Source organism: Schaalia canis (assembly GCF_003858455.1).
GTDB classification, from domain to species: domain Bacteria; phylum Actinomycetota; class Actinomycetes; order Actinomycetales; family Actinomycetaceae; genus Pauljensenia; species Pauljensenia canis.
The window spans coordinates 90,936-113,276 of the sequence record NZ_RQZF01000002.1; the positions used below are offsets into that span (position 1 = coordinate 90,936).

General features: G+C 58.4%; 15 protein-coding genes. 5 read left to right on the forward strand and 10 right to left on the reverse strand.

What is annotated here, in order from left to right:
- Position 1: 1 nt before the first annotated feature.
- From EII11_RS02865 to EII11_RS02875, 3 genes are read right to left on the reverse strand one after another with little or no spacing between them, the layout of a single operon-like run.
- Entirely contained in the window at positions 2 to 1,879 is a 1,878-nt protein-coding gene (locus EII11_RS02865) for a Na+/H+ antiporter subunit D (RefSeq protein ID WP_124868447.1), read from the reverse strand.
- Positions 1,876 to 2,451, reverse strand: a complete 576-nt coding sequence (locus EII11_RS02870) for a Na(+)/H(+) antiporter subunit C (RefSeq protein ID WP_124868449.1) — start codon at positions 2,449 to 2,451, stop codon at positions 1,876 to 1,878. Before EII11_RS02870 ends, EII11_RS02865 begins: the two co-directional genes overlap by 4 nt.
- A complete protein-coding gene (locus EII11_RS02875) occupies positions 2,448 to 5,480 on the reverse strand; it encodes a Na+/H+ antiporter subunit A (protein ID WP_124868451.1) in 3,033 nt (1,010 codons plus the stop codon). Before EII11_RS02875 ends, EII11_RS02870 begins: the two co-directional genes overlap by 4 nt.
- A gap of 362 nt (positions 5,481 to 5,842) precedes the next feature.
- Between EII11_RS02875 and EII11_RS02880 the strand changes: the two genes are divergently transcribed.
- A complete protein-coding gene (locus EII11_RS02880; RefSeq protein ID WP_124868453.1) occupies positions 5,843 to 8,488 on the forward strand; it encodes a (Fe-S)-binding protein in 2,646 nt (881 codons plus the stop codon).
- Between the two features lie 181 nt (positions 8,489 to 8,669).
- On the opposite strand, the gene EII11_RS02885 is transcribed toward EII11_RS02880, so the two are convergent.
- Together EII11_RS02885 and dcd are read right to left on the reverse strand one after the other, a co-directional pair.
- Positions 8,670 to 10,190, reverse strand: coding sequence for a hypothetical protein (locus EII11_RS02885; protein WP_124868455.1), 1,521 nt, complete (start codon positions 10,188 to 10,190; stop codon positions 8,670 to 8,672).
- Positions 10,180 to 10,767 (reverse strand): dCTP deaminase, encoded by a 588-nt coding sequence (dcd, locus tag EII11_RS02890; protein WP_124868457.1) that lies wholly within the window; start codon positions 10,765 to 10,767, stop codon positions 10,180 to 10,182. Before dcd ends, EII11_RS02885 begins: the two co-directional genes overlap by 11 nt.
- A 103-nt stretch (positions 10,768 to 10,870) precedes the next feature.
- Between dcd and EII11_RS02895 the strand changes: the two genes are divergently transcribed.
- Positions 10,871 to 11,812, forward strand: a complete 942-nt coding sequence (locus tag EII11_RS02895; protein WP_205649212.1) for an A/G-specific adenine glycosylase — start codon at positions 10,871 to 10,873, stop codon at positions 11,810 to 11,812.
- A gap of 139 nt (positions 11,813 to 11,951) precedes the next feature.
- Here the strand turns inward: EII11_RS02895 and EII11_RS10965 are convergent, their stop codons facing one another.
- Entirely contained in the window at positions 11,952 to 13,055 is a 1,104-nt protein-coding gene (locus tag EII11_RS10965; protein ID WP_124868459.1) for a DNA cytosine methyltransferase, read from the reverse strand.
- Between the two features lie 45 nt (positions 13,056 to 13,100).
- Between EII11_RS10965 and EII11_RS10970 the strand changes: the two genes are divergently transcribed.
- Entirely contained in the window at positions 13,101 to 13,388 is a 288-nt protein-coding gene (locus EII11_RS10970; protein ID WP_124868461.1) for a helix-turn-helix domain-containing protein, read from the forward strand.
- 2 nt (positions 13,389 to 13,390) lie between these two features.
- Positions 13,391 to 15,010, forward strand: a complete 1,620-nt coding sequence (locus EII11_RS02910) for a hypothetical protein (RefSeq protein WP_124868463.1) — start codon at positions 13,391 to 13,393, stop codon at positions 15,008 to 15,010.
- Between the two features lie 372 nt (positions 15,011 to 15,382).
- Here the strand turns inward: EII11_RS02910 and EII11_RS02915 are convergent, their stop codons facing one another.
- The 4 genes from EII11_RS02915 to EII11_RS02930 all read right to left on the reverse strand — a co-directional run bounded on the left by EII11_RS02915 (position 15,383) and on the right by EII11_RS02930 (position 20,673).
- Positions 15,383 to 16,744, reverse strand: coding sequence for an MFS transporter (locus EII11_RS02915; RefSeq protein ID WP_124868465.1), 1,362 nt, complete (start codon positions 16,742 to 16,744; stop codon positions 15,383 to 15,385).
- Between the two features lie 733 nt (positions 16,745 to 17,477).
- Complete coding sequence (locus EII11_RS02920) at positions 17,478 to 18,869, reverse strand: ABC transporter permease (protein ID WP_124868914.1); 1,392 nt, start codon at positions 18,867 to 18,869, stop codon at positions 17,478 to 17,480.
- On the reverse strand, positions 18,869 to 19,573 hold the full coding sequence (locus EII11_RS02925) for an ABC transporter ATP-binding protein (protein WP_124868467.1): 705 nt from the start codon (positions 19,571 to 19,573) through the stop codon (positions 18,869 to 18,871). The genes EII11_RS02920 and EII11_RS02925 overlap by 1 nt, the downstream gene beginning before the upstream one ends.
- Positions 19,573 to 20,673, reverse strand: a complete 1,101-nt coding sequence (locus EII11_RS02930) for an efflux RND transporter periplasmic adaptor subunit (protein WP_124868469.1) — start codon at positions 20,671 to 20,673, stop codon at positions 19,573 to 19,575. Before EII11_RS02930 ends, EII11_RS02925 begins: the two co-directional genes overlap by 1 nt.
- A gap of 240 nt (positions 20,674 to 20,913) precedes the next feature.
- Here EII11_RS02930 and EII11_RS02935 point away from each other — a divergent pair, with 240 nt between their 5' ends.
- Entirely contained in the window at positions 20,914 to 22,341 is a 1,428-nt protein-coding gene (locus tag EII11_RS02935; RefSeq protein WP_124868471.1) for an MBL fold metallo-hydrolase, read from the forward strand.

The window sequence follows — 22,341 nt, forward strand, 5'->3', positions numbered from 1 at the left end:
ACTACCTCCTCTCCCCTGACAGCATCCCATCAGAGACAGCCGCACCCGAGGGCGCCTTATCCGCGGGGGCCTTATCTGCGGGTGTCTTATCCGCAGGGGTCCCATCTGAACGGCCAAAATCTGACTGGCTTCGGTGATCCTGCTCCGGCTCAGGCAAAGGCGCATCGGGCACCTCGTCCAAGGAGCTACCCGACCCGCGACCGTCCTCGCCAAGCACAGCGGTGATGTAGGGATAACGGAACATTTGATCGCGGGCGGCTGAGGACACATACGTCCAAATCGGCCCCGATGCTGCCGCCATAGCAACCTGCACAGCCACCAGTGCCGCCACCGTGACGGTCATCAGCACAGGAGTGCGCTCAACAATGACCTTCTCACTTTCAGTGCGCGATGCCTGAGCAGAAAAACGAGAACGCTCCGCCACAGGGGCCAACGCACTACGCGCACGCTCAACCTGGCGGGTTGCGCGTTCACGCACCGCCTCGGAAACATCCGGCCCCAGCATCGGTTCGGCAACAACCGATGGAGCATCCTTCGGGTTTTGCCAAAAGGCCATATTCCACCACTTCGCCACCACATACAGGGTGAGGAAACTGGTGACGATACCACCGGCAAAGAGTAGCCACGCCTGGAGCGCAGGCACACCGCTACTGATCTGTGCGGCATTAACCGAGGCCTGCGCCAAACCAAGTTTGCCGACAAAACCCGTCAGTGGCGGCACACCCACCAGGTTCATGCCAGTGATGAAAAACAGGATCGCCACCAGCGGCGCTTTACGAGCCAGGCCCGACAGACGCGCCAAAGACGTTGTGCCGGTGCGTTTTTCTATCAAGCCTGCCACAAGGAAAAGCGTGGTCTGAACAAGGATATGGTGAGCCGCGTAGTAGATGGCAGCAGCCAAACCCGCTTCAGTGACCAACGACAGGCCCCAGGCCATATAGCCGATGTGTGATACCAGCGTGAAAGACAGCAGACGTTTCACGTCATCTTGAGCGACAGCACCCAAGATGCCAATAATCATCGTCAGCAAAGCAATAACACCCAGGATGGGCGCGATGGAATCACCTGGGAAAAGGAAAACCTGCAGGCGGATCATCGCATAGACACCGACCTTGGTCATCAGGCCAGCAAAGACAGCGGTCACGGGGGCAGGCGCTGTGGGGTAGGAGTCTGGCAGCCAAGCCTGCAAGGGGACGACGGCCGCCTTAATACCAAAAGCCACCAGCAGCACCGCTTGGATCATCAGGGCTGCGCCCGGGTCGATCTCACGCAGGCGAATGGAGAGCTGAGCGATATTGACCGTGCCCGTTGCCGCGTAGGTCAGTGCAATGCCAGCAAGGAAGATTGACGAGGACAAAAGCGAGACAACAACGTAGACCGTGCCCGCGCGCACTCGCCCTCGCGTACCCCCCAGGGTGATGAGCACGAAAGAGGCCGCAAGGAGGATTTCAAAGCCAACAAAGAGGTTGAATAGGTCACCTGTCAGGAAAGCGTTTGCCACACCAGCCGACAAAATAAGGTACGTCGGGTAGTAGATCGTCACAGGCGAGCGCGCCCCCTGAGTCGCAAGATTTTGCGCCTGGGAAAACACAAGAACGGCGAGGGTGACAATCTGGCTGACAACGAGCATGATCGACGCAAGCCGGTCTGCCACCAGGGTCACGCCGATGGGGGCCGCCCACGAGCCGACGTCCAAAACAACTGGCCCAGCGTCGGCTGCGACGGCCAGGGCAAAAGCAGTGGCCGTGGTTGTTGCCAGGGTCAGCAAGGCAATCATGCGTTGCAGTCGCGGGTCGCGCGCGAGGAACAGGACGAAGCCCGCGCTGACAAGCGGAAGAAGAATCGGAATGGGCAGCAGGTAGTGTGCGGCAGCGATCATGCCTGCCCCCTATCAGAGTTGGTAGTGATTGACGAGGCCACCGCTGATTCGTCCACGCTGCCGGAGTTTCCTTCCGCGGGGGCAGGCTCACCGCTGCGAGGTTCCTCGCTATCTGGCTCCTCACTGTGAGGCTGATCGTCCCCGTCGTCGTAGTTGATGTCGCCGTCCTCATCACCTGTCGCCCCCTCGTCGATGTAGGAGACAACCTCATCGTCTGCGCGACGTGAAAGAATCCGATCTTCAATGTCGTCGATCACTTCGTCGTGGCCGGTCAAACGCCACGAACGATAGGCAAGGGCCAGACCAAAGGCCGTGGTCCCAAGGGAGAGAACGATAGAGGTGAGCATCATTGCCTGCGGCAGAGGATCGCCCATACTCTCCACCGTTTCCTCACCGATCAGGGGTGGGCGTCCTGCGGCGCCTCCCGCTGCAAGCAAGAGGACGTTGACGGCATGGGTGATCAGCCCCAGGCCAATGAAGATGCGGGACAGGGAACGTTCCAGCATGAGGTAGACGCCCGTTCCGGCCAGCGCCGCTGCGATAAGAAGAACAGTGACGGAAGGGGCAGTCATCGTGGTACCTCCGTGGAAGCAGACATCTGAGCATTGGGAGGAACGGAGCAGCCCTCAATGCCCGCAATCCGCTCAGGCTCTGGGGTTTCCTGCTCGTTTTCTTCCCCGTGGCGATCGATTTGTGCCCCCGCCGCCGCCACAAGGTCAAGGACGAGGCCAATAACGAGGACGTACACGCCAATGTCAAGAATGGTTGCTGTTGTGAAATGCAGGTGCCCCAAGAGGCCGAAGTCCCAGTCAACCTCGGTGGATTGCAGCACCGATCGGCCAAATGCCAGAGGTGCAACAGCTCCTGCACCTGCGATAAACAGGCCCGTACCCAGGATGCGGCCCGGAGAAATGGGCATAGCTCGCTCAAGCTCTTCAGCTCCGCCCGCCAGGTAGCGCAATACGAAGGCAAGGCCCGCGACCACGCCTCCGGCAAAACCTCCACCAGGGTTGTTGTGCCCGATGAAAAGCAGCCACAAGGACAGGATCATCATGGTGGGGAACAGCAGGCGTGTTGTCACCTCAATGACGATCGAACGTTCCCGATCATCCAGGTGGGCGACAGTCGGAAGGAAACTCACTCGACTATGGGGGCCTGCGGGAGCCTCGGAGGAGCGGAATACGCGTCCACGCAGGAGGGACAAAATCCTTTGATAGCGGGGCTTAGTTGTCGACCCAGCATGGATGAGCGAGGCCACGCCAGTAGCAATGACAAGAAGCACTGATAGTTCACCAACCGTGTCCCAGGCTCGAATGTCCACAAGGATCACGTTGACGATATTGCGGCCATGCCCAAAGAAATAGGCTTCCTCTGCCATGAGGGAAGAATCTGGCGCGTGCGTGCGCGCAGCCGTCGCATACAGGCCAACGACCAGCACACCGTAGGAGACGATCAGCGACAGCAGGAGTCTCCACCAGCGCGAACGCGCTAATGGGCGGTCAGAGAAGTGGGCGGGCAGGCGACGCAGGACAAGGACGAAGATGACCATACCCACGGCTTCAACAAGGATCTGTGTCAATGCCAGATCGGGAGCCCCGTAAGAGGCGTACAACACGGCAACGCCTAAGCCCACCGCCCCCAGGGTGAATGCCGCCTTCATGCGACGGCGAGCACGGGCTGTCATGATCGCCGCAATCGTAATCACGATTCCGATGAATACCTGAAGGGGCGAGTCCCACACGCGCAGTTGAAGCTGCGAAGGAGGACGAATCAGCAGGGCTGCGGTGACGGCAGCCACCAGTGTCGCCATAATCGTGGACAGTTCAAAGGGCAAAGAACCGCGCTGGGTCATGCGGGTGACGCGAGCAGCAAGAATCTCTAGCTCACGCAAAGTCCACGTGTGCAGATCAACAATGTTCAGCGGGAAGGCAAGACGAGCTTGGAAGGCTTCAAAGCGGCGCGCTCCCCGTGCGAGCAGAGCTGCGCACCCAAAGATGGCGGCGGTTACCAGCGAAACATCAAGCCCCGACCACCACGCCAGGTGAGCGTGCCCGGGTAAGGGGGCCCCATAGGCGCCGAGGATTCCTTCCAGAGCACCTGGCGCCAGGCCTAACAGCGCCCCTAGGGACAGGATGTAGATGGGCAGTCGCAAGGTGATGGGCAATGGTTTGACGGTGATGGCCTCGTCAAGGGGGCGCACCCCGAAAGCTCCCCACCAGAAACGCCACGCGTAGGCGGCTGTCAGGATTGATCCCAGCGCCACGAGGACCAGGACAAGCAGTTCCGCTCCGCTTACCCCAGCGTCTGCAGCGCCTCGCGCCATCCATCGGGCTTCAGAGCCGTGCATGAGGGCAGCCAGAAGCGCTTCCTTACCCAGGTAGCCGGTGGTCAACGGCAGGCCTGCCATTGATGCGGCTGCCAGAGCTGCGGCAGCGGCAGTCCAGGGCATTGCCCGCCCGATCCCGCTGAGACGCTGAATATCTCGCGTACCGGAAGCGCTCTCGACGGCACCGACCGTCAGGAAAAGTGTGGATTTAAAGAGGCTATGTGCCAGGAGCATGGTCACGCCTGCGGCCATCAACGAGGCACTGCCCGCTCCCAGCACTGCCATAATCAGCCCGAGTTGAGAGACCGTGCCGTAAGCAAGCACAAGTTTGAGGTCATTTTGACGCAAGGCGCGCCACCCGCCGACGAACATCGTGACCAGACCGGCAGCGACAATGAGCGGCGACCATAGGAGGATTCCGGTGAACCCAGGGGTCAGACGGGCAACAAGGTAGAGGCCTGCTTTGACCATTGCCGCAGCGTGAAGGTAGGCAGACACGGGTGTTGGTGCCGCCATTGCGCCAGGTAGCCAAAAGTGTGTGGGCACAAGTGCCGACTTTGAGAATGCACCCAGGAGCACAAGAAAAGCCGCAACGTTCAAAAGCACGCCGGATGTGGAGACTGAGCCTGTCGGACCGGTGATACTCAGGCCAAGAGTTCCTTCATGAGCGCGAGTCACCAGTTCGGACAGGAGGTAGGAACCGCCCTCCATCTGCCCAAGAATGACAAAGCCCATGAACATTGCCAGCGATCCACTGGTTGTCACCAAAAGGGCCTGGCGCGCTGCGGTTCGAGCTGGTCGGCGTTCAAAGTGGTGGCCAATCAGCAGGTAGGACAGTAAGGAGGTTGCTTCCCAGAAGGCGTAGACCCCCATGGTGTGGTCGGATTGCACGACGCCCAACATGGCGGCGATAAAAGCAACAAAGACTGCGGCGAAACGTCCCAGGCCTACGGCTGTTTTTTTGAAGTAGGCCGAGGCATAGATGAGGACAAGAGCACCGACTCCACCGACGATGAGGGTCATCACCCACGAGAGAACATCCAGGCGCATCACAAGAATCAGGTCAAGGCCCGGGATCCACCTTAGGGTTTCCGTGGGGTAGTCGGCCGATGGAGAGTGTGCGGCGGCAAAAACGTGCTGGGTTGTCGACAGGGCGTAGGCCACAGCCGATAGTGGGGCCACTGCGAAAAGGGCGAGGGCGCGGCGTCCGATGCGGCTGACCAGGAATGGCGCGCACACGGCGACACAGAGGTGTGCGGCTATGACAGCGAACATGCTCGGGTGTCCTCGGTGTCAGCAGCGCACCAAAAAAGTGGAACGCTGCGCGTGATCAGGGCAAACGCTCAATGAGTGGCGACGGCCTAGCGTCATGTTCAACACTCATTTGCGATTCTTTTTCTAGCCTACCGAAGTTGAGCAATGAACGAGTGCTGAGGTGGCGAGGATCGCCCTCAGCGCGCCTTGACTCATGATTTGCACGCAAAAGCGGGATAATAGAACGTCCCAGGTTGACATGATCTGGTGAATCAGCAGCTTTGCCTACCCAGCCTGCCGTCCCTCATTCAGGCAGGCAACTCGGCGGGCATTCGACTCGTGCAGCGCCTGACACAAGCGTCTAATAAAGGAGAGTACAGCTCATGGCTTCCCCCCTGCTCATTACCGTGTGCTGGGTATTTGCGCTTTTGTGCACCGCCATTGCCTTCCTCTCTTTTGGCCGAGGGCTTGCCCACCTGACTCGTCAGATGCGCGCAGGTGCGCCCGACCACACGCGCACTAACCATCCTTGGAGGCGTGCCTGGGGTGTTGTCTCCGCCGCCCTGACCCATAGGGAGTTCAAGGGTCGTCCGCTGGTGAAGATCGCCCACTGGGTGGTCATGGTCTCCTTCCCCGTCCTCTTCCTCACGCTCATTACGGGCTACGCGCACCTGCGTGATCAGTCCTGGACGTTGCCGCTTATTGGTCACTTCCCGCCGTGGTTGTGGCTGGTGGAGTTCTTCGCCTGGGCGGGTTTTGTGGGCATTATTGCGCTGATGATCGTGCGTCGTCGTGCAGGGCGAGGCTCCCGCGCTGAAGCCGCGCTCTCCGCCGACCTTCCTGCAGGCGACCCTGACGAGGTGGCCGTTGAGGCCTTGCGTGGGCGTCGGCCTCGTCCTCGTGATGGGTCGGCCGAAGGCTTGGCCTCACGTTTCTTGGGGTCGACTCACTGGCAGGCCCTCTTTGTTGAGTGGGTGATTCTGCTGGTCTGCGGGGCGGTCATTGCCCTGCGCGCCCTGGAGTACGCGCACACGCTGTTGACAGTGGCTCAGGTGCCCGTCTCGATCGCTGGCCCTGCTGCGGTTGGTGATTTTGCGGGCACGGCTGGCCTGGAGTGGTGGCGTTTTCCCTTGACGTGGTGGCTCGGCTACCCCGTGGCCCTGTGGCTTTCTGGCGGAGGCTTAGCAGGCGGGAGCGCTGGCGAGCTTGGCGGGCCAGCGCATGTTGCCGCGAACCTTATTGTCATTGTGTCACTGGTGAAGATCCTCGTCTCCATGCTGTGGCTGACGGTAGTTGGCGTGCAGACCTCTATGGGTGTGGCGTGGCACCGCTTCCTGGCTGTGCTGAACCTGTACTTCCGTCGTAATGCTGAGGGCACGAAGTCGCTGGGTCCGGCTGCCCCCATGCTTGTCAACGGCGAACCCATGGTCGACCTTGAGGTGCTTGATGCGCTGACAGACAACGAGGATGCTGAGGTGGTTCTAGGTGTTGGCACCGCTGAAGATCTCACCTGGAAGGCCCGCCTGGACCTGTACTCGTGTACCGAATGTGGCCGCTGCCAGGAACTCTGCCCAGCATGGAACACAGAAAAACCTCTCTCCCCCAAACTGCTCGTGCTTTCCCTGCGCGACCACGTCCATTCCATCTCCGCCCTTGAGGTCAGTGAACGTGAGGTCACCGACGCGGAGGTCCCCGGCGAGCGCGGCGTTGCTGATTTGGATGACGAGGAGATGCTGCTCGAAAAGGGCATGGAGCCCTCCCCGCACTCCTTTGACCTGCTCACCGCCCTATCAGCCTCGGGAGCAACCGGGCCTGCTGGTGTTGCTGACGTGGCTGCACCACTTGTCCCCGACGTCATTGACGAGGGCGTCCTATGGGACTGCACCATCTGCGGTGCTTGCGTTGAACAATGTCCGGTGGATATTGAACACGTTGACCACATTCTTGACCTTCGGCGCCATCAGGTGCTGATGGAGAGTGCCTTCCCGCGCGAACTATCCCGCGCCTTCCGCGGCATGGAGTCCAAGGGTAACCCCTACAATCAGCCCGCACGCAAGCGCATGGAATGGGCGAAAAACCTCGACTTTGAGGTGCCCGTGGTGGGTGAAGATCTTGAGGACGCTACCGAGGTCGACTACCTGTTCTGGGTGGGCTGTGCGGGCGCCTACGATGACAAGGCCAAGGCCACAACTGCGGCCGTTGCCGAGCTGTTGCACACCGCAGGCGTGTCTTTTGCAGTCCTGGGATCGGGTGAATCCTGCACGGGTGATCCGGCTCGCCGCGCCGGTAATGAGGTGCTCTTCCAGATGCTGGCTTCGGCTGCGATTGAGGCCCTGACGGAGGCCAAGGCCCAACGCATTGTCGTCACCTGCGCCCACTGCTTCAACACTATTGCCGGTGAGTTCCCGCAGCTTGGTGCCCGATTCGACGTCATCCACCACACGCAATTGCTGAACCGGCTTGTGCGCGAGGGACTGCTCACTCCGGTTGCTCCCAACGCTGGAAGTGTTGACAGTGCTGGAAATGCTGGGTGTGACGGCGAAGGTGGCGCTACTACCACTACTTTGCCGACAATCACCTACCACGACCCCTGCTACCTGGGTCGGCACAACCGTGTCTATGAAGCTCCCCGCGAATTGCTCGGAGCTTTGGGCGTTGACCTGGTAGAGATGCCCCGCAACCGCGAGCGCGCCCTGTGCTGTGGCGCGGGTGGGGCACGCGCGTGGATGGAAGAAACGCGAGGCATCCGCATTGCTGATGCTCGTATGGTGGAGGCAGCGTCAACGGGTGCCGACATTGTGGCCACCGCCTGCCCCTTCTGCTCGCAAATGCTTGGATCGGCAACGGGGGCAAGTGCGGGGCTGACCTCCTCTACTGGCTCTGCCGGTCCTGGCTCTGCTGATCCTGGGTCTGTTGCTTCTGCTGACGGACGCGAGGCTGGTGACGGCGGGCGCGTGGAACTGCCACAGGTGCGTGACGTTGCCATTATGATGCTCGAAGCTGTCAGGCGCGGGCAGGATCGGGGCTAAATCGCTGCCGAAGCTCCCCGTCGAGTACCGCTTGGTGGTTGGCAAACAGCTTTGGTACCAATGCGCTTTATGTACGGGGCAGTGCTTTATGTACAGGTTAGGGCTTCATGTACCCGCTGCACCACGCACACTCAGCGCTATGTAGTACATGATGCGTTAAGTAGCACACCAGGACAATGCTTCAGGTCGCGATGAGGAAACCGTCCTCGTCAATGAGTGAACCACCTGTCAGCGTTGCCACAGCAACGGCCGCTTTCTCAACATCAACAGCAGCTACCGTCCGTTCAAAAGCGAACTCGGCAGTGATGTCTTTGTCGAGGGCGGCTGCGATTGCTTGGACGCCCTCAGAGGGAATCCAGCGCAGACGGTACTCAACAATGACCCCACTGGTCCATGGCTCCCACCGCAGGACGCGGGGTGGGCTGGGGACTCGGCGTACCTCAATGGTGAGTTTTCCTCCGCCAGCGACGGGGGAAACAAGCGCATAGCCGTCAACAACTAGGGGTTGACGTGCGGCTTCCTCACGGGCCTTCTGGAGAACTTCAGCTACTTCTTCCGACATGGGTTTCACGCCCGCCATGACAGAGGCAATTCGACGAACCTCACGCGGGGAAGCGGCAACGCGCGCTTCGACGGGAATGTCACGGGAGTCCACGATCTGGGGGAAATCGGGAAGCAGGCGCTCAAGGAGCTCAGCGGGGTCAATCCATCTGGGCGAATAGACAGCCATGTGGACTGCGGATTCAGGGTCAGGCATCATGACAACGCCCGACCCGAAAATGCGTACTGCCCCCGCAAGGCGGCGCGCCATTCGCGCCAGAGCAAGCAGTGACTTGTGTTCAAGTCCAAGAGGAAGCCCATCGGGGAAGGCTCGGGCCCACTCATCCCTTTCAATAAGTTCTGGTGAGGGCGCACGCCCACGCAAAGTGGAGCATTCCAGGATCCAGATGCGACTCAGGTGAGTAGGCAACCCAAGTGACACACTCAGTTCGCCTTCGATGCTCCAAGGGCCTTGCAGGTAGGAGTCTCCCGTGAGTTTTAAACGTCCCGGTTCCACCCATTGAGCTTCATCCCAGATGGAGACAGCAAGGGCTTCGAGTTCGTCGCCTTCAACCTCTTCGCTTACAGCAAAGAGGTGGTGGGTGGTGGCCTTTTCAGCGTCTAGGAGGCTACCTGATGAAATAACGTCTACGACAGGGACAAGGCCAGTTCCGGCGAGTTCATCGTTAAAGACACCTTCTGTGAGCATCGTGTACGCTCCGGTCATTCCTTCAACGAAGGAGTCGCCGGGGGCTGCGACCGCTCCGTGGCCAACTGGCACGCCCAGCAGTGGCGTAGAGGGCGGGTCAAGGTTGACAGGTGGCGTGTTTGCCAAGCGATCTCGCATGGAACGCCGCTCAGGGATGGGGGCAGCAACTTCATTCTCGCGCGCAGAGCTTGCCTCAGCTTCAGGGAAGACTTCCCCAGTGCCGGTACCTCCCACAGCGCCTGTTTTCACTGCGACGCCCGAATCCACTGCAGAGTGCGTGTCTGCTGCAGGGAGTGTTTCTGGCGCAGGCGGTGTTTCTGGCACGGGGGGAAGGTCAGTGCGTGACGGCAGGCTCGCCATGGCGGTGGCCTCGTCAAGTGCGTGCGGGTCGGCCCCCTTGGCGTGCAAGCTACGACGCGAAGGGAAATCGGGAATCTGACGTTCAGTTACCATCGGCGATCCGTGTGCGAGTGAAACGCTCATGGGAGCGCGAAGCCGTGGGGCCACGCTGCCCCTGGTAGTGAGAACCAAGAGCGGAGGAACCGTAAGGGTGCTGAGACGGGGAGGAAAGGTTGAAGAAGCACAATTGACCGACCTTCATGCCCGGGTAGAGCAGAATCGGCATTGTTGCTGTATTCGACAATTCAAGGGTGACGTGGCCAGAGAACCCGGGATCAATGAAACCGGCAGTCGAGTGGGTGAGCAGGCCAAGACGCCCCAGAGAGGACTTGCCTTCTAGGCGGGCGGCAATGTCATCTGCCAGGGTTACGCACTCGTATGTTGCGCCAAGGACGAACTCGCCGGGATGAAGCACGAAGGGCTCATCGGGGCCGACGTCAACAAGGTGCGTCAGATCATGCTGGTCGGCGGCGGGGTCAATCACCGGGTAGCGGTGGTTGTCGAAGAGTCGGAAGAATCGATCTAAGCGCACGTCAATGCTTGCGGGCTGCACGAGGCTGCGATCCAGCGGGTCAAGCTGGATTCGTCCCGAGTCCAGGCCCTGCAAAATGTCGCGATCAGAAAGAAGCATGTGGCTATTGTCGCACGCAGGTCCCAGCTTGTGTGGGTCGAAACGTCTTTCAAGCTGTGCACTAAGAAGCACCCCGACCGTGGTTTTCAGTATCCTGTCCCCCATGTCCGAACACGCAGGCTTCCTCCGCGAGGTGATTATCCGCTGGTATGACCACAATGGTCGTGATCTGCCGATGCGTAGCCCTTCCGTGTCGGCGTGGGGGACGCTGGTGTTTGAAGTGATGAGCCATCAGACACCTATCCCGCGGGTGCAGCCAATCTGGCTGCAGTGGATGGATCGTTGGCCAACGCCAGCAGATCTCGCCAAGGCTTCACCGGCGGAAGTGCTGGTGGCGTGGGATCGCTTGGGCTATCCTTCCCGGGCACTGCGGCTGCGCGAGTGCGCCGTGGTAATCGCTGATTCTTATGGTGGCGTGGTGCCCTCTTCCTATGAGGAGTTGCTTGCTTTACCGGGCATTGGTCCTTACACGGCGTCGGCTGTCGCGTCTTTTTCTTATCACCTGCCCGTTCCCGTATTGGATACGAATATTCGCCGCGTTTTGGGCAGGATTGTGGATGGGGTGGAAAGGCCTGCCGCGTCCACTCCTAGCCGAACAGAGCTTGCCCGCGCCACCGCGCTAGTTCCCTCTGATGGCGACGAGGCTGCCGCGTGGAATGTGTCGGTGATGGAGCTCGGTGCGCTGGTGTGCACCGCGCGCTCGCCCCTGTGTCAGGCATGCCCAGTGAGCGAGGTTTGTGCCTGGCGGGCCGCTGGATATCCAGCGGCACCGGGGAAGAAGAAAACGCAGGCGTGGGCGGGAACGGATCGTCAAGCCAGGGGACGTGTCATGGCCGCCTTGCGTGCCGCTCACCAGGAGGGTCAGGCACCCAGCGTGCTTCGCGCATCGGACGAGGCCGCTGCCGGCATCTCCATGGCTCAGGCGCTTAAGGCTGCGACACTACCTGACGCAGACCCCGCTCAAGCTCAGCGCGTTGTCGACGGTTTGCTACGCGATGGCCTCGTCAGTCTGAGCGAGGACGGCTGTCTGCACCTGCCCCACTAAAGAGCGGCTTCAGAGAAGGAGTCCGCTCAATCTTGAAGCCCTGACAGCCTTGTCGTCAGCTATGACTCTACGACTATTTTTAAGGCAGTTAATAGTTACCTATCCCTAGCATATTTGCCGAACGCCTTGTATTCCTCGCCTAGAAGACCGCCTCTCTAAGTCGCGTGGCCACAGCTGCAGCGAGGCGCGGAGGAACCGCGTTCCCAATCTGCCGGTATTGAGCCGATTGAGTTCCAGTCCAAACCATATCCGAAGGAAAGCTCTGAATCGCCGCAGCCTCCTGAACAGTAATTCGACGCAATCTTGCTTCCTCGGGAAGGTGAGAGAGAGGCGGTTTCCTCTCTACAAAAAGGCGATCATGATATAGCTCAATCCAAGGAGTCTTCCGCGGGTCCTTGAGACTCTCTTGATCGACTATCGGAGTACGGTTTCCTCCCATAGATGCAGGGAGAGTCGGCGCAGGAGCATCAAGATTCATTACCCGACCCTGCCCATTGAAGAGCATCCCCGCATATGGAGATCTTCTAAGCACAGGCCGTCTTGCAAGAGTAATCTTGGCGGTGCAAACCCCATGATTTCCGTAAATTCCCAGCTCGGGAAGCTTCTCAAGCACACTTCGCACAGTAGGCGGGGCATCCTGAGTCGGTGGACCTTCAAAATTGGGTACCTTGCTCCGCCTAGGGGTACCTATAAGAAACATGCGCTCTCGAGACTGCGCAACACCCCAGTGAGAGGCATTGAGCACAATCAAATTAACATCATAGTCAACGGACGCAATTTCCCGGAGAGAAGCGATTACATCGCCCCATCGCGAATTCCGTGCGAGCGCAGCAACATTCTCCATAACGAACGCCTTCGGACGAACTTTTGCAACTATGCCCAAAAAATCGAAAACGTGCTTCGAGCGAGGATCATTCGGGTCCATCCTTCCCGCAACCGAAAAACCTTGACATGGCGGCCCTCCGATCACAACATCTGCCATCCCTTCTTCGAAATGATCCCCAAGATCTCGAACATCGCCAGCAATCGCCTCGCAATACTCAAACCTCCGAGCAGCATCGCGCCACTCAGAATCCCGAACCTGCGTTATTGAATTATGTGTACGCACCGCCCAGGGATCGATATCATTTGCAAAGACAGGAACGAATCCCGCGGCGGCAAAACCGAGGTCCAACCCACCAGCACCTGAATACAGGGATACAAAGGTAGGACCGCCCCCGATAGAGCTATGCGATATTGTCATAACTCCATTCTACCCCACTTCCTACTCCCGAAAGGATGAGAGACAGTGCCCACATCCCTCGAACGCGCACTAGCCTTCGATGACGCCTTGGCCCATTGCCTCCAGGAATGCCGCAACCAGGCCAGCATTGCCCAGTCCGTTCTCGCACAGGAACTCGAGATGGACCAGTCAAACATCTCCCGAATAGAGGACGGAAAACGGCGAATAACTGTTAGCGACGCCATGCGCTGGTTTGAAGCGGTAGGCATGGACCCCACCACTTCTGGCAAACTAATCGCAAATCTATGGGAGAAGCACGGCTCTCGCTCAGCCAGCCTTTGGAGGGAAGCTTAAGGATGCTCATCAACGACATACTTCTACGAATACTCCTCCCCCTCTCAGATAAGGAAGTCAAACACGCCGTTGAGGCTATCGAGCACAGCCTTCCGGATGACCTTTCAGAAAGAGAGATAAAGCTACACGCATTGGAACAGTCGCTCCAGGCCTGGGAGGAAAGCGATTACATTGACCCCACGCTACATTCTTTTGTCGACACAGCTCTCTCGACTAGCGAAGCCGGTCGTTATGGCCTTGATGGACTAAGGTACTTCGACGCCTATGAACGTCTCCGAAAGGGAAGCAATAAAGACTGGCGCGGACTTACAGCACAAAGCGCTCGCCTACTCCTCTCGCGAACGACGTTGATTTTTCGACTTATCACTTCGGAGCAGATGTCAACAGCGCAAGTATCCAGAGTGCTTGAATCTCTCGAACCATCGAGCAACCCGACCCCGAAAGCCATTAGAGCAGTTGCAGCAGTTCTCGACATTTCTCCTACCATCGAGAAAGGGGATCTCGAAGAAATCTGTGCGAGAGACCGTGAACGAGCACGGATGCTGTACACCGATTCATCCCTAGAGTCGTCAATGATACTCGCGACCGAACTCTGCTTCACTTGGACCGGAAGCTTATTCCTACTAAGCGACCTTCAGTCTCTAACACAGGATCTCAACACCGCAGAAAAGAATCCTTGGCCATACCTTCAAATACTCCATTGGGCCCTCCTCCCAGTTGAACTATACGACCACCCACCAACCTACGTTTATGACTTCTCTCCGAGGGGTAACGTCGCTACTTCACTTTTTAGCCTATACAGCACCGCGACAGGAAACCCTGTTTTAAACAACGCCAAGGCTGCGACAACACTCGATGAAGCCTGGAGTAGAAGCCGACCGACAGAGGCTGCTCATTCCCTTGTTCGGATACTTCGCATGCTTGAGAATCTACCATTCATGGCAAGAAAGAGTGCTTCGCAAGTGCTTCGATCCTGGATTTTTCGCCTCATCGAACTCCAAACGGACAATTACAAGCCTGTGACCTCCTCTCAACCTAAGCAAGAGCTTGAGACACTCATCCGGTATCTTGATGCGAATCAGACCGGCACCAGAGGAGTTATCGAACAACGAGTTGTTGACGCGCTAAGTGATCTTACGTTCTCTGGCCCTGCCTGGCGCCATCGCGGAATTGGGGACAGTGTAAATGCATCTAATACCAGCCGGAAAAAGTTGGGAGATATCGAGTTTCTGAACGTTGACGATCGTCTTGCAATCGCTATCGAAGCGCACGGCGGCACTGTGACCACAGCATACCTTGACACTCATCGCCAATCCCTCAAGAACATTCTGATGACACGTCTTGAAGACTCTTGGCTTGCACTCGACGACGCCACAGCGTGGACCGTTAAAGTACTCTTCATTGCCCATGGATTTGCTCCAGAACTTCCTACACACGAGACTCTCCACGGAGTAAATATCCTTTATGAATACTGGACGTATGGGGACCTCGGTAAACAAGCATTCAGCTCTGCCTCCGATGGGGAGATATCACGAATCTACGGTTCTCACATCATTGATGGATTGAACAGGAACACAACCCCCCAGTGGATTCGAGATCGCTATACAGAGCTTATTAGCTGATCCCCCATGAGGGAGACATACATTGTTGCGCCGCGTTGAGAGTTACGACCAGCGCCAGCTATGGAATAGTACACGCCTCCCAGCATGCTTAGCGGCTGGTTAACGGATTGGTTCGCGACGTCCTCGCTACTCTAGGCGAGGACGGCTGGCTGCACCTATCGCCCTAAGGAGAGTGGCGGACCTGGCAGTGTCACACCTGCCGCGGATTGCCCGCAGAGCGTGGGCCGCCAAAAGAAGCAGGACAGGCACTCTGTTCCCTCGGCGACGGCAAGGACGGACGTTCAGCTGCCCCGCCAAGTGCACGGACTCTTCACAGGAAGCGCGTGGGAGTCTCTCGTCAATCCTGATGAAAACGCGCCCCTCCCTGTACGCCTACTTGCGCACTTCTAGTGCCGCCTGCTGCGCGCGGCTTTCGGCCAGAGCATGACGGCCATCAGCCAAACCGTAGAAGGAGAAAAGGACGAAGAGGATTGTCACCACTCCAGAGCCGATAAGAATAGTCTCCACAGAAAAAACATCCGCCAGCGGACCAAAGACCGCCATACCCATCGGCATTCCCAAGGTGAACACAATGCTCACAAGGGAAAACACGCGTCCCATGAAAGCTGGGTCGGTACTCTCTTGCAGGGCAGTTGTGGAGGGAGTGCTGAACACAGGAACGAGCAAGCCGACGGTGGCATTCAAGGCCAGCACAACATAAATATTGGGCGCAATGCCCATCGCCACACTCAGCAGGCCGAAAATAACCGAGGACACCAAAAGCAGGTGCATCTTTGAGTGCCTGACCAGCATGCCAACGACCATGCCGCCAAGAGCCATGCCCAAAGAGAAAGCCACCTCAACACCGGTGAGCATCCACACCTCGCCCCCGAAGCTACGCGTTACCATCAGCGGCACCAGGAAGCTTGGGGCCACGATCAGCACGAACACCACGGCATAGACGGTCAGGAGCCAGCGAATAAAACGGTGGGTGAAGGTGTAGTGCAAGCCTGCGACAAGATCCCCTATCAGTGACTTTGGCTCAGGATTATCGGGCAGCTTCGGGATGCGCACAAAGAGCATGACGCCAATACCGAGGATAGCTGTCACGACATCAACGAAGAAGGTAGGGACGATACCGCCCAGGCCGTAAATTGCGCCGCCCGCTGCGGGGGCGAGGAGGGCCATAACTCCTTGGATGGAAGCGTTGATGCCATTAACGCGCATCAGATGTTCGGCAGGCACGATCGAGGGGATCGTAGCGCTCACTGCCGGGTTTTGGAAGCCTGAGCCGATGGAGCGGATGGTCACGGCTGCGAGGATGATCCACAGGTCGTTGATACCGGCGACCATAATCAGCGCTAAGGCCAGGGTGGTGATCGCGATGATCGCGTCAGGGATGATGATGAGCAGTTTGCGATTCATGCGGTCAGCCAGCGCGCCACCGAAGAGGGAAAGCATGCCCTGTGGGACGAAGGCAAAAACCGCGTAGAGCATGACCACCAGGCCCGAGCGGGTTTCGAGGGTCAGGTACCACATGACGGCAAATTGGACGATGGACGAGCCGAACATGGAGATACTCTGACCGACAAGGAAGAGTGTGACGGCCCGTTTCCAGTGTGCAAGGTGCGAGGTATCGGCACTTTCTTGGGTGTCAGTGGTGGCGTTAGTTGGTACCGGTTCTACAGGGGTGCCCTCTTCCATAGGGGCAGCGTCTTTATTGGGCGGGGACGCAGCGCTGTCCTGGTGTTCCATTGTGCCTCTTTCTTTTTCACGCAGTTGCCTCGCTCCAGCCATCCATCCCGGCATTACACCTCCGGGTGTGTTACTCACCCCCGTTGAACGCCATGTCGTGATCAGCGCGGTTGAGCGCATCATCTGGCATTGAATGGCGAGGGCGGTTCCCGGTGCCATGGGGGTGCGGTGACGAAGGTGGGGGTGTTTGACACTGGTGAGCTTGGCCAGAGAACTCAGTCAGAGAACTTGGCTAGAAAACTGCGTGCTTTATCGGTGACGCCTCACGCCACTACGATCACTCACTATTTGTTCCTACTTAAGCCTACGATACTGTTTCCTCATGCTGCTGTCTTAAGTCTCGCGCTTTTCACCACACCCTCCACTGTGTTTCACGCGTGAAACACGCATGGCTTTCCGAGCGCCAGCCTGCACCTGCACCTGCACCCGCCCAGCAGGCCGCATCAAACGGATACCCCTCTCAAATAGGTGCCTTGTCAACAAAGCGGTGGCACACACGTCACCGGAATAACAACAAGCCACCGGTTTAGCAGAAGAGCAATGTGGCGGAGTGCTTGCAGTCCATAGAGGCACCCACACAAGGTGCGAGGGTGGCGGCACGGCAGGGCCTGGTCGGGCTCCGAGCCCCTTGCCCCTAGTAAGGGGCGAGCGGGCGGGCCGTGCCGCCACTTTCGCATACGCAGCTCAGGCGAGTGGGTACAGGCGCCCGACCTCGTCGACTGTGCAGTCGTCCTCAGTAGCGAATGGCGTCAATAGGTTTGACGCGTACTGCCGCCACCGCCGGGATAATCCCGCATAGGGCACCGATGCTTGTCGAAATACTCACGCCTGCGACAGCAGCTCCGAAGGGGAAGGGCGGACGGTCTTGCAAAACAATGTCCATGTACTCCAGCGGCAAGAATCGCAGGATCACGATGGCGATACCGACGCCGATGACACCGGCAACGAAGGTGGCAACCACTGATTCCATAAAGACGGCGAAGAAGACTCGCTTTGCTGAGGCTCCCATTGCGCGGCGAATACCGATCTCTCGGATTCGCTGGCGCACAGTCACGATGGCGACATTGAGCAGCCCCAAAGCACCAAGGAGGATAACAATGGCACCGATTCCCATAATGACGTTGTTGACCATCTGCAGGTTCCCCTGCCCCAAGTCGAAGCCTTCGCCGCCGTGAGCATTTGCCTCCCAACCTGGGCCCATGACCGAGGCAAGGGCAGAGGGCAGGATACGCCGCGCTTCTTCGGCTTGTTCCTCACCAACCCACACGAGCATGTTGACGTTGGGATTGTCGGCGGAGTTTTTCCCGACGTTCATGTAGCGCCATGAGTCGTAGAGCGTGTAGATCTCTGGGCTTTCCCATGATGACTTTGATTTGATGACTCCGACGACGCGGAACATTCGGTCGGTGTCGTCGTTGGCTGAGATCACCATGGGGTCACGCAGGTCAGGTTGACCGAATTGGTCCCACATGACGGAGTTGATGACAACGGGTGCTACGCGCTGGTCAACGTCGGATTCTTCCAGCCATCGGCCTTGGAGCACACGCAGGCGGAAGATCACCTGGTAGTTGGGGTCGACCGCCTTAATTGAAGGGTCCATGAAGCCCCACAGTGGCGGAATAATTGGCTTGTCGCGGTATGAACCGGTGTTTGATGCTTCGGTGAACTCTCGGATTGAAATGTTGCCTTGTTCCAGGCGCGACCAGTAGGGAATTGCGAAGCGGTCGGCCACGGTTTTCATGGCGTCACCGAAGGGGTCAAGGGGCTTGCCTGTGATGTCTTCACCGCGGCCAGCAGGTGCAGTGTCCTTGTTTTCCTGGTTGAACTGTCCGTATTCGAACATCGGCCCGCCTTCGAATGCGAAACCGCCAGCGGGGCCAGAGGGTTCTTTTCCTTCCTCACTCTTCTTCGACAGGCTGAGGTGGAGGGTCACTGAGCGTCCCTCTGAGGCTTCTTGCATTTCGTCGAGGGATTGGGACAGCAGGGACCCTAGGGCAATGACGGTGGACATGGCCGCGACGGCGGCGACCACACCCACGAGGGAGAGGATGACGCGCGCTTTTTGGACTTTGACTTCGCCCCAGGCTTCCACGAGGGCGCCGATGATTTGGTTGAGGGCGTGCATCATGCCTCCTTCACGAATGGTGAGGACGAGGGGTGGAGCACTCCGTCGTAGAGTTCGTAGATGGTGTCGGCGCGCGCTGCCACATTCATGTCGTGGGTGATGGTGATGAGTGCGGCGTTGTGTTCGCGCACGACCTCTTCAAGTAGCCCCATGACGAGGCTGCCCGTGTCTGGGTCAAGCGCGCCGGTGGGTTCGTCGGCCAGTAGGATCTTTGGTTGCCTGACGAGGGCGCGCGCGATGGCGATACGTTGCTGTTCACCGCCGGACATTTGGGTGGGGTAGGAGTCGAGGCGATCCCCTAGGCCGACGCGGTCGAGCATGGCGGCGGCGAGTTCTTTGCGGCGCCAGAATTGCATGCCGGTGGCGTACAAGAGGGGCACTTCAACGTTTTCGAGGGCGGTTCGCGCGTTGAAGATGTTGAATTGCTGGAAGACGAAGCCGAAGAGTTCGCCTCGCATGCGGGCGCGGCGGCCTTCTGAGAGGTTCACAGCGTCTTGGCCATCAATGGTGTAGGTGCCGGAGTTTGGCTTGTCGAGCATTCCCATGGTGTTGAGCAGTGTCGATTTGCCGGTACCGGATCGGCCAACGATTGTGACGCGTTCGCCGGGTTCAACTTCTAGGTTGACTCCCCGCAGAATGTGCAGGTCAGAGCCATCTGGAAGAACCACGGTGCGCGTGATTTCTTTCAGTTCAATGAAGGACATTACTTTGCCTCTTCAGTGGTGGGGATTTCCTCAGCAGGTACACCTTCTGACTCCGGCCCGCCTTCTTCCATCATCATGCCTTCGCCCTCAGGGCCAAACATGGAGGATTCTTTGCCTTCAACAATCTTGCCGGGAACGAACTCCAGGATCTCCTGGTCTTCTGCGAGGCCTTCAATGATTTGGACGCGTTTGCCATCGGTGAGGCCCAGCTTGACGGGGATCTTCACGGGTTTGCCACCGGGTTCTGCAGGACCATAGACGGTGCCTTGCTCGAAGCGGCCTTCAACAGCGGAAATAGGAACGGTCAGCACATCGGCGGCTTCGCCAGCGACAAGAGCCATGGTCACTTGCAAGCCAGGGAAGACTGTTTGCCCATCAGGCACGGCACAGCGGGCTTCGATGCTGGTCGAAGAAGTGTTGCCCTGAGTGTCGCCTTCCTTGTTTGCGGGGCGATTCTGCGGTGTTTCGATGCGGACGCCATTGCATTCGAAGGGAGCAGGCCCGTTTTTAATGGTGATGGTGGCCTTATCCGGGAGGTTTTGTACGCGGTACATCTGGTCGGGGGTCAGGGTCGCAACCGCAGAGAATGTTGGGGGTTGAACCGTGCCGAGGGAGTCGCCCACATTGACCTGCTGGGTAAGAAGGGCGGTGAGATTCAACTTGCCTGACACTGGCGCGGTGATCCATTCGTTCTTCCACCAGGTCTTACCGGGTTCGACGATTTTGTTGCCCTCTTCGTCGACGCGCTCAACGGGATCGCCCTGCATTTCTTTTTGGATGAGCAGCAGTGTGTCTCCGGCGCTGACGTGGTCGCCATTGTTGACGTAGATTTCGGTGATCTCGCCGCCTAGAGTGGCCTTCACGGCTGGGGCGGGGTCGGATTGGATGGTGCCCTCAAGGGTGACCGTATTGGTGATCGTGCCGCGTTCAGGCGTGATGGTGATCTGTCCGTAGTTGCCCATTGGTTCAAGAGGCATTGCGTCGTTGGAGGATTGTGCCGGGAAGAAAGCGAACTTCACCATGGCAATCGCAATGATGAACAGAAGAAGGGTTTTGACGATCGACATGGCGACTGCGCCACGAGAGCGGTAAGTGGTCACGGGGACTCCTTGCACTGGAAGGGGCAAGTGATGGGGCATCACGCAACTAAATCAGATGAGGCAATCCTACCGACATCACTGTCAGCATTTGAAGGTCATTCCGGTTGAAAACGGTGAAAATCCGTGACTGTTCAGGGTGCACTCAGGGTGCCCCTGATGAGGCTCCATCACACTCCCTCACCTTCGTCGATACTGTTTTTCAGCGCGCGAAACCGGCGTTTTCGGGGGATGCTAGGTGACATGAGAACAACGACGCTCTCTTTCATTGGCGCTGCCGGGACTGTCACCGGATCACAACATTTGCTCACGATTGATGCCCATACGCCCTCACCTCGCCACATCCTCATTGACTGCGGGATGTATCAGGGATCTAAGGAATTGCGCCGCTTAAACTGGGCGGATTTTCCAATCCCACCCGCTCAGATCAGCGATATTTTGTTGACTCACGCTCACATGGATCACACTGGCCTGCTACCGCGCTTGGTGAAGCATGGTTTCCAGGGAACCATTTGGTGTACCGAGGCCACCGCTGAACTCACTGAGATTGTTCTTCGGGATTCTGCTCATTTGCAAGAACGCGATGCGGAGTTTGCTCAGACGCAAGGCTATTCCAAGCATCGCAGACCCGAGCCGCTCTACCGGGTCAGTGATGTTGAACAGACACTTCCTTTGTTGCGTGTGATTGATTTTGATACCCCTCTTGACCTGGGTGATGGTGTGATTGCCCAGTGGGTTCGTGCCGGGCACATTCTGGGGTCGGCCTCGATTCATGTCACCACTGAGGAGGGCACGATCCTTTTTTCGGGCGATCTTGGCCGTCACACTCACCCGGTGCTGCGCGCCCGGGAGATTCCGCCGGGCGCTGATGTGGTCCTTATTGAGTCAACCTATGGTGATCGCGAGCATTTTGAACCGGATGCCGCAGAGCACGAGGCCCTTGCTGATGCGATTCGCCGGACGGTGAAGCGCGGCGGATCGGTGTTGATTCCGGCCTTCGCTGTAGACCGTACGGAGCTGGTCCTGCAGGTGTTAGCGCAGATGCAGGACGAGGGACGTATTCCCTCACTTCCTGTGTATGTGGACTCGCCGATGGCTTTGGCCTCGTTGCGGATTTACCAGGCGTCACGGCACCGCGGCGAACTACGCGAGGATGTTGAGGGCCTGTCCCTGTCCCAGCTTGATCTTCGCGAGGTTCGTGACGCTCAGGACTCGGAGCGTCTGAACCGCCCTCACCAGCCGTGCATCATTATTTCGGCTTCGGGAATGGCCACAGGCGGGCGAGTCCTACATCATCTGGAGCATATGCTGCCTGATGAGCGCCATACTGTCGTTTTGACGGGCTATCAGGCTCTTGGGACGCGCGGGCGATCCCTTGCTGACGGTGCCCGCCAGTTGAAGATGCATGGCGCGTATGTTGCAGTGCGGGCCGAGGTTGTCAGGGATGAGGAGTTCTCCGTTCATGCGGATGCTTCAGAGCTGATGGATTGGGTGAGGGCTCTTGATCCTCCGCCTCAGCAGGTGTTTTGCGTGCATGGGGAGGTCGATTCAGCAACCGCGTTGACGGAGCTGCTTGCCGCCGATGGATTCATGGGTATTGTCCCTGAGCGGGGAGAGCGTGTTCGTGTCCGCTCGGGCAAGGTTCGCAAGCGCGGCGATCGTTTGGAGTAA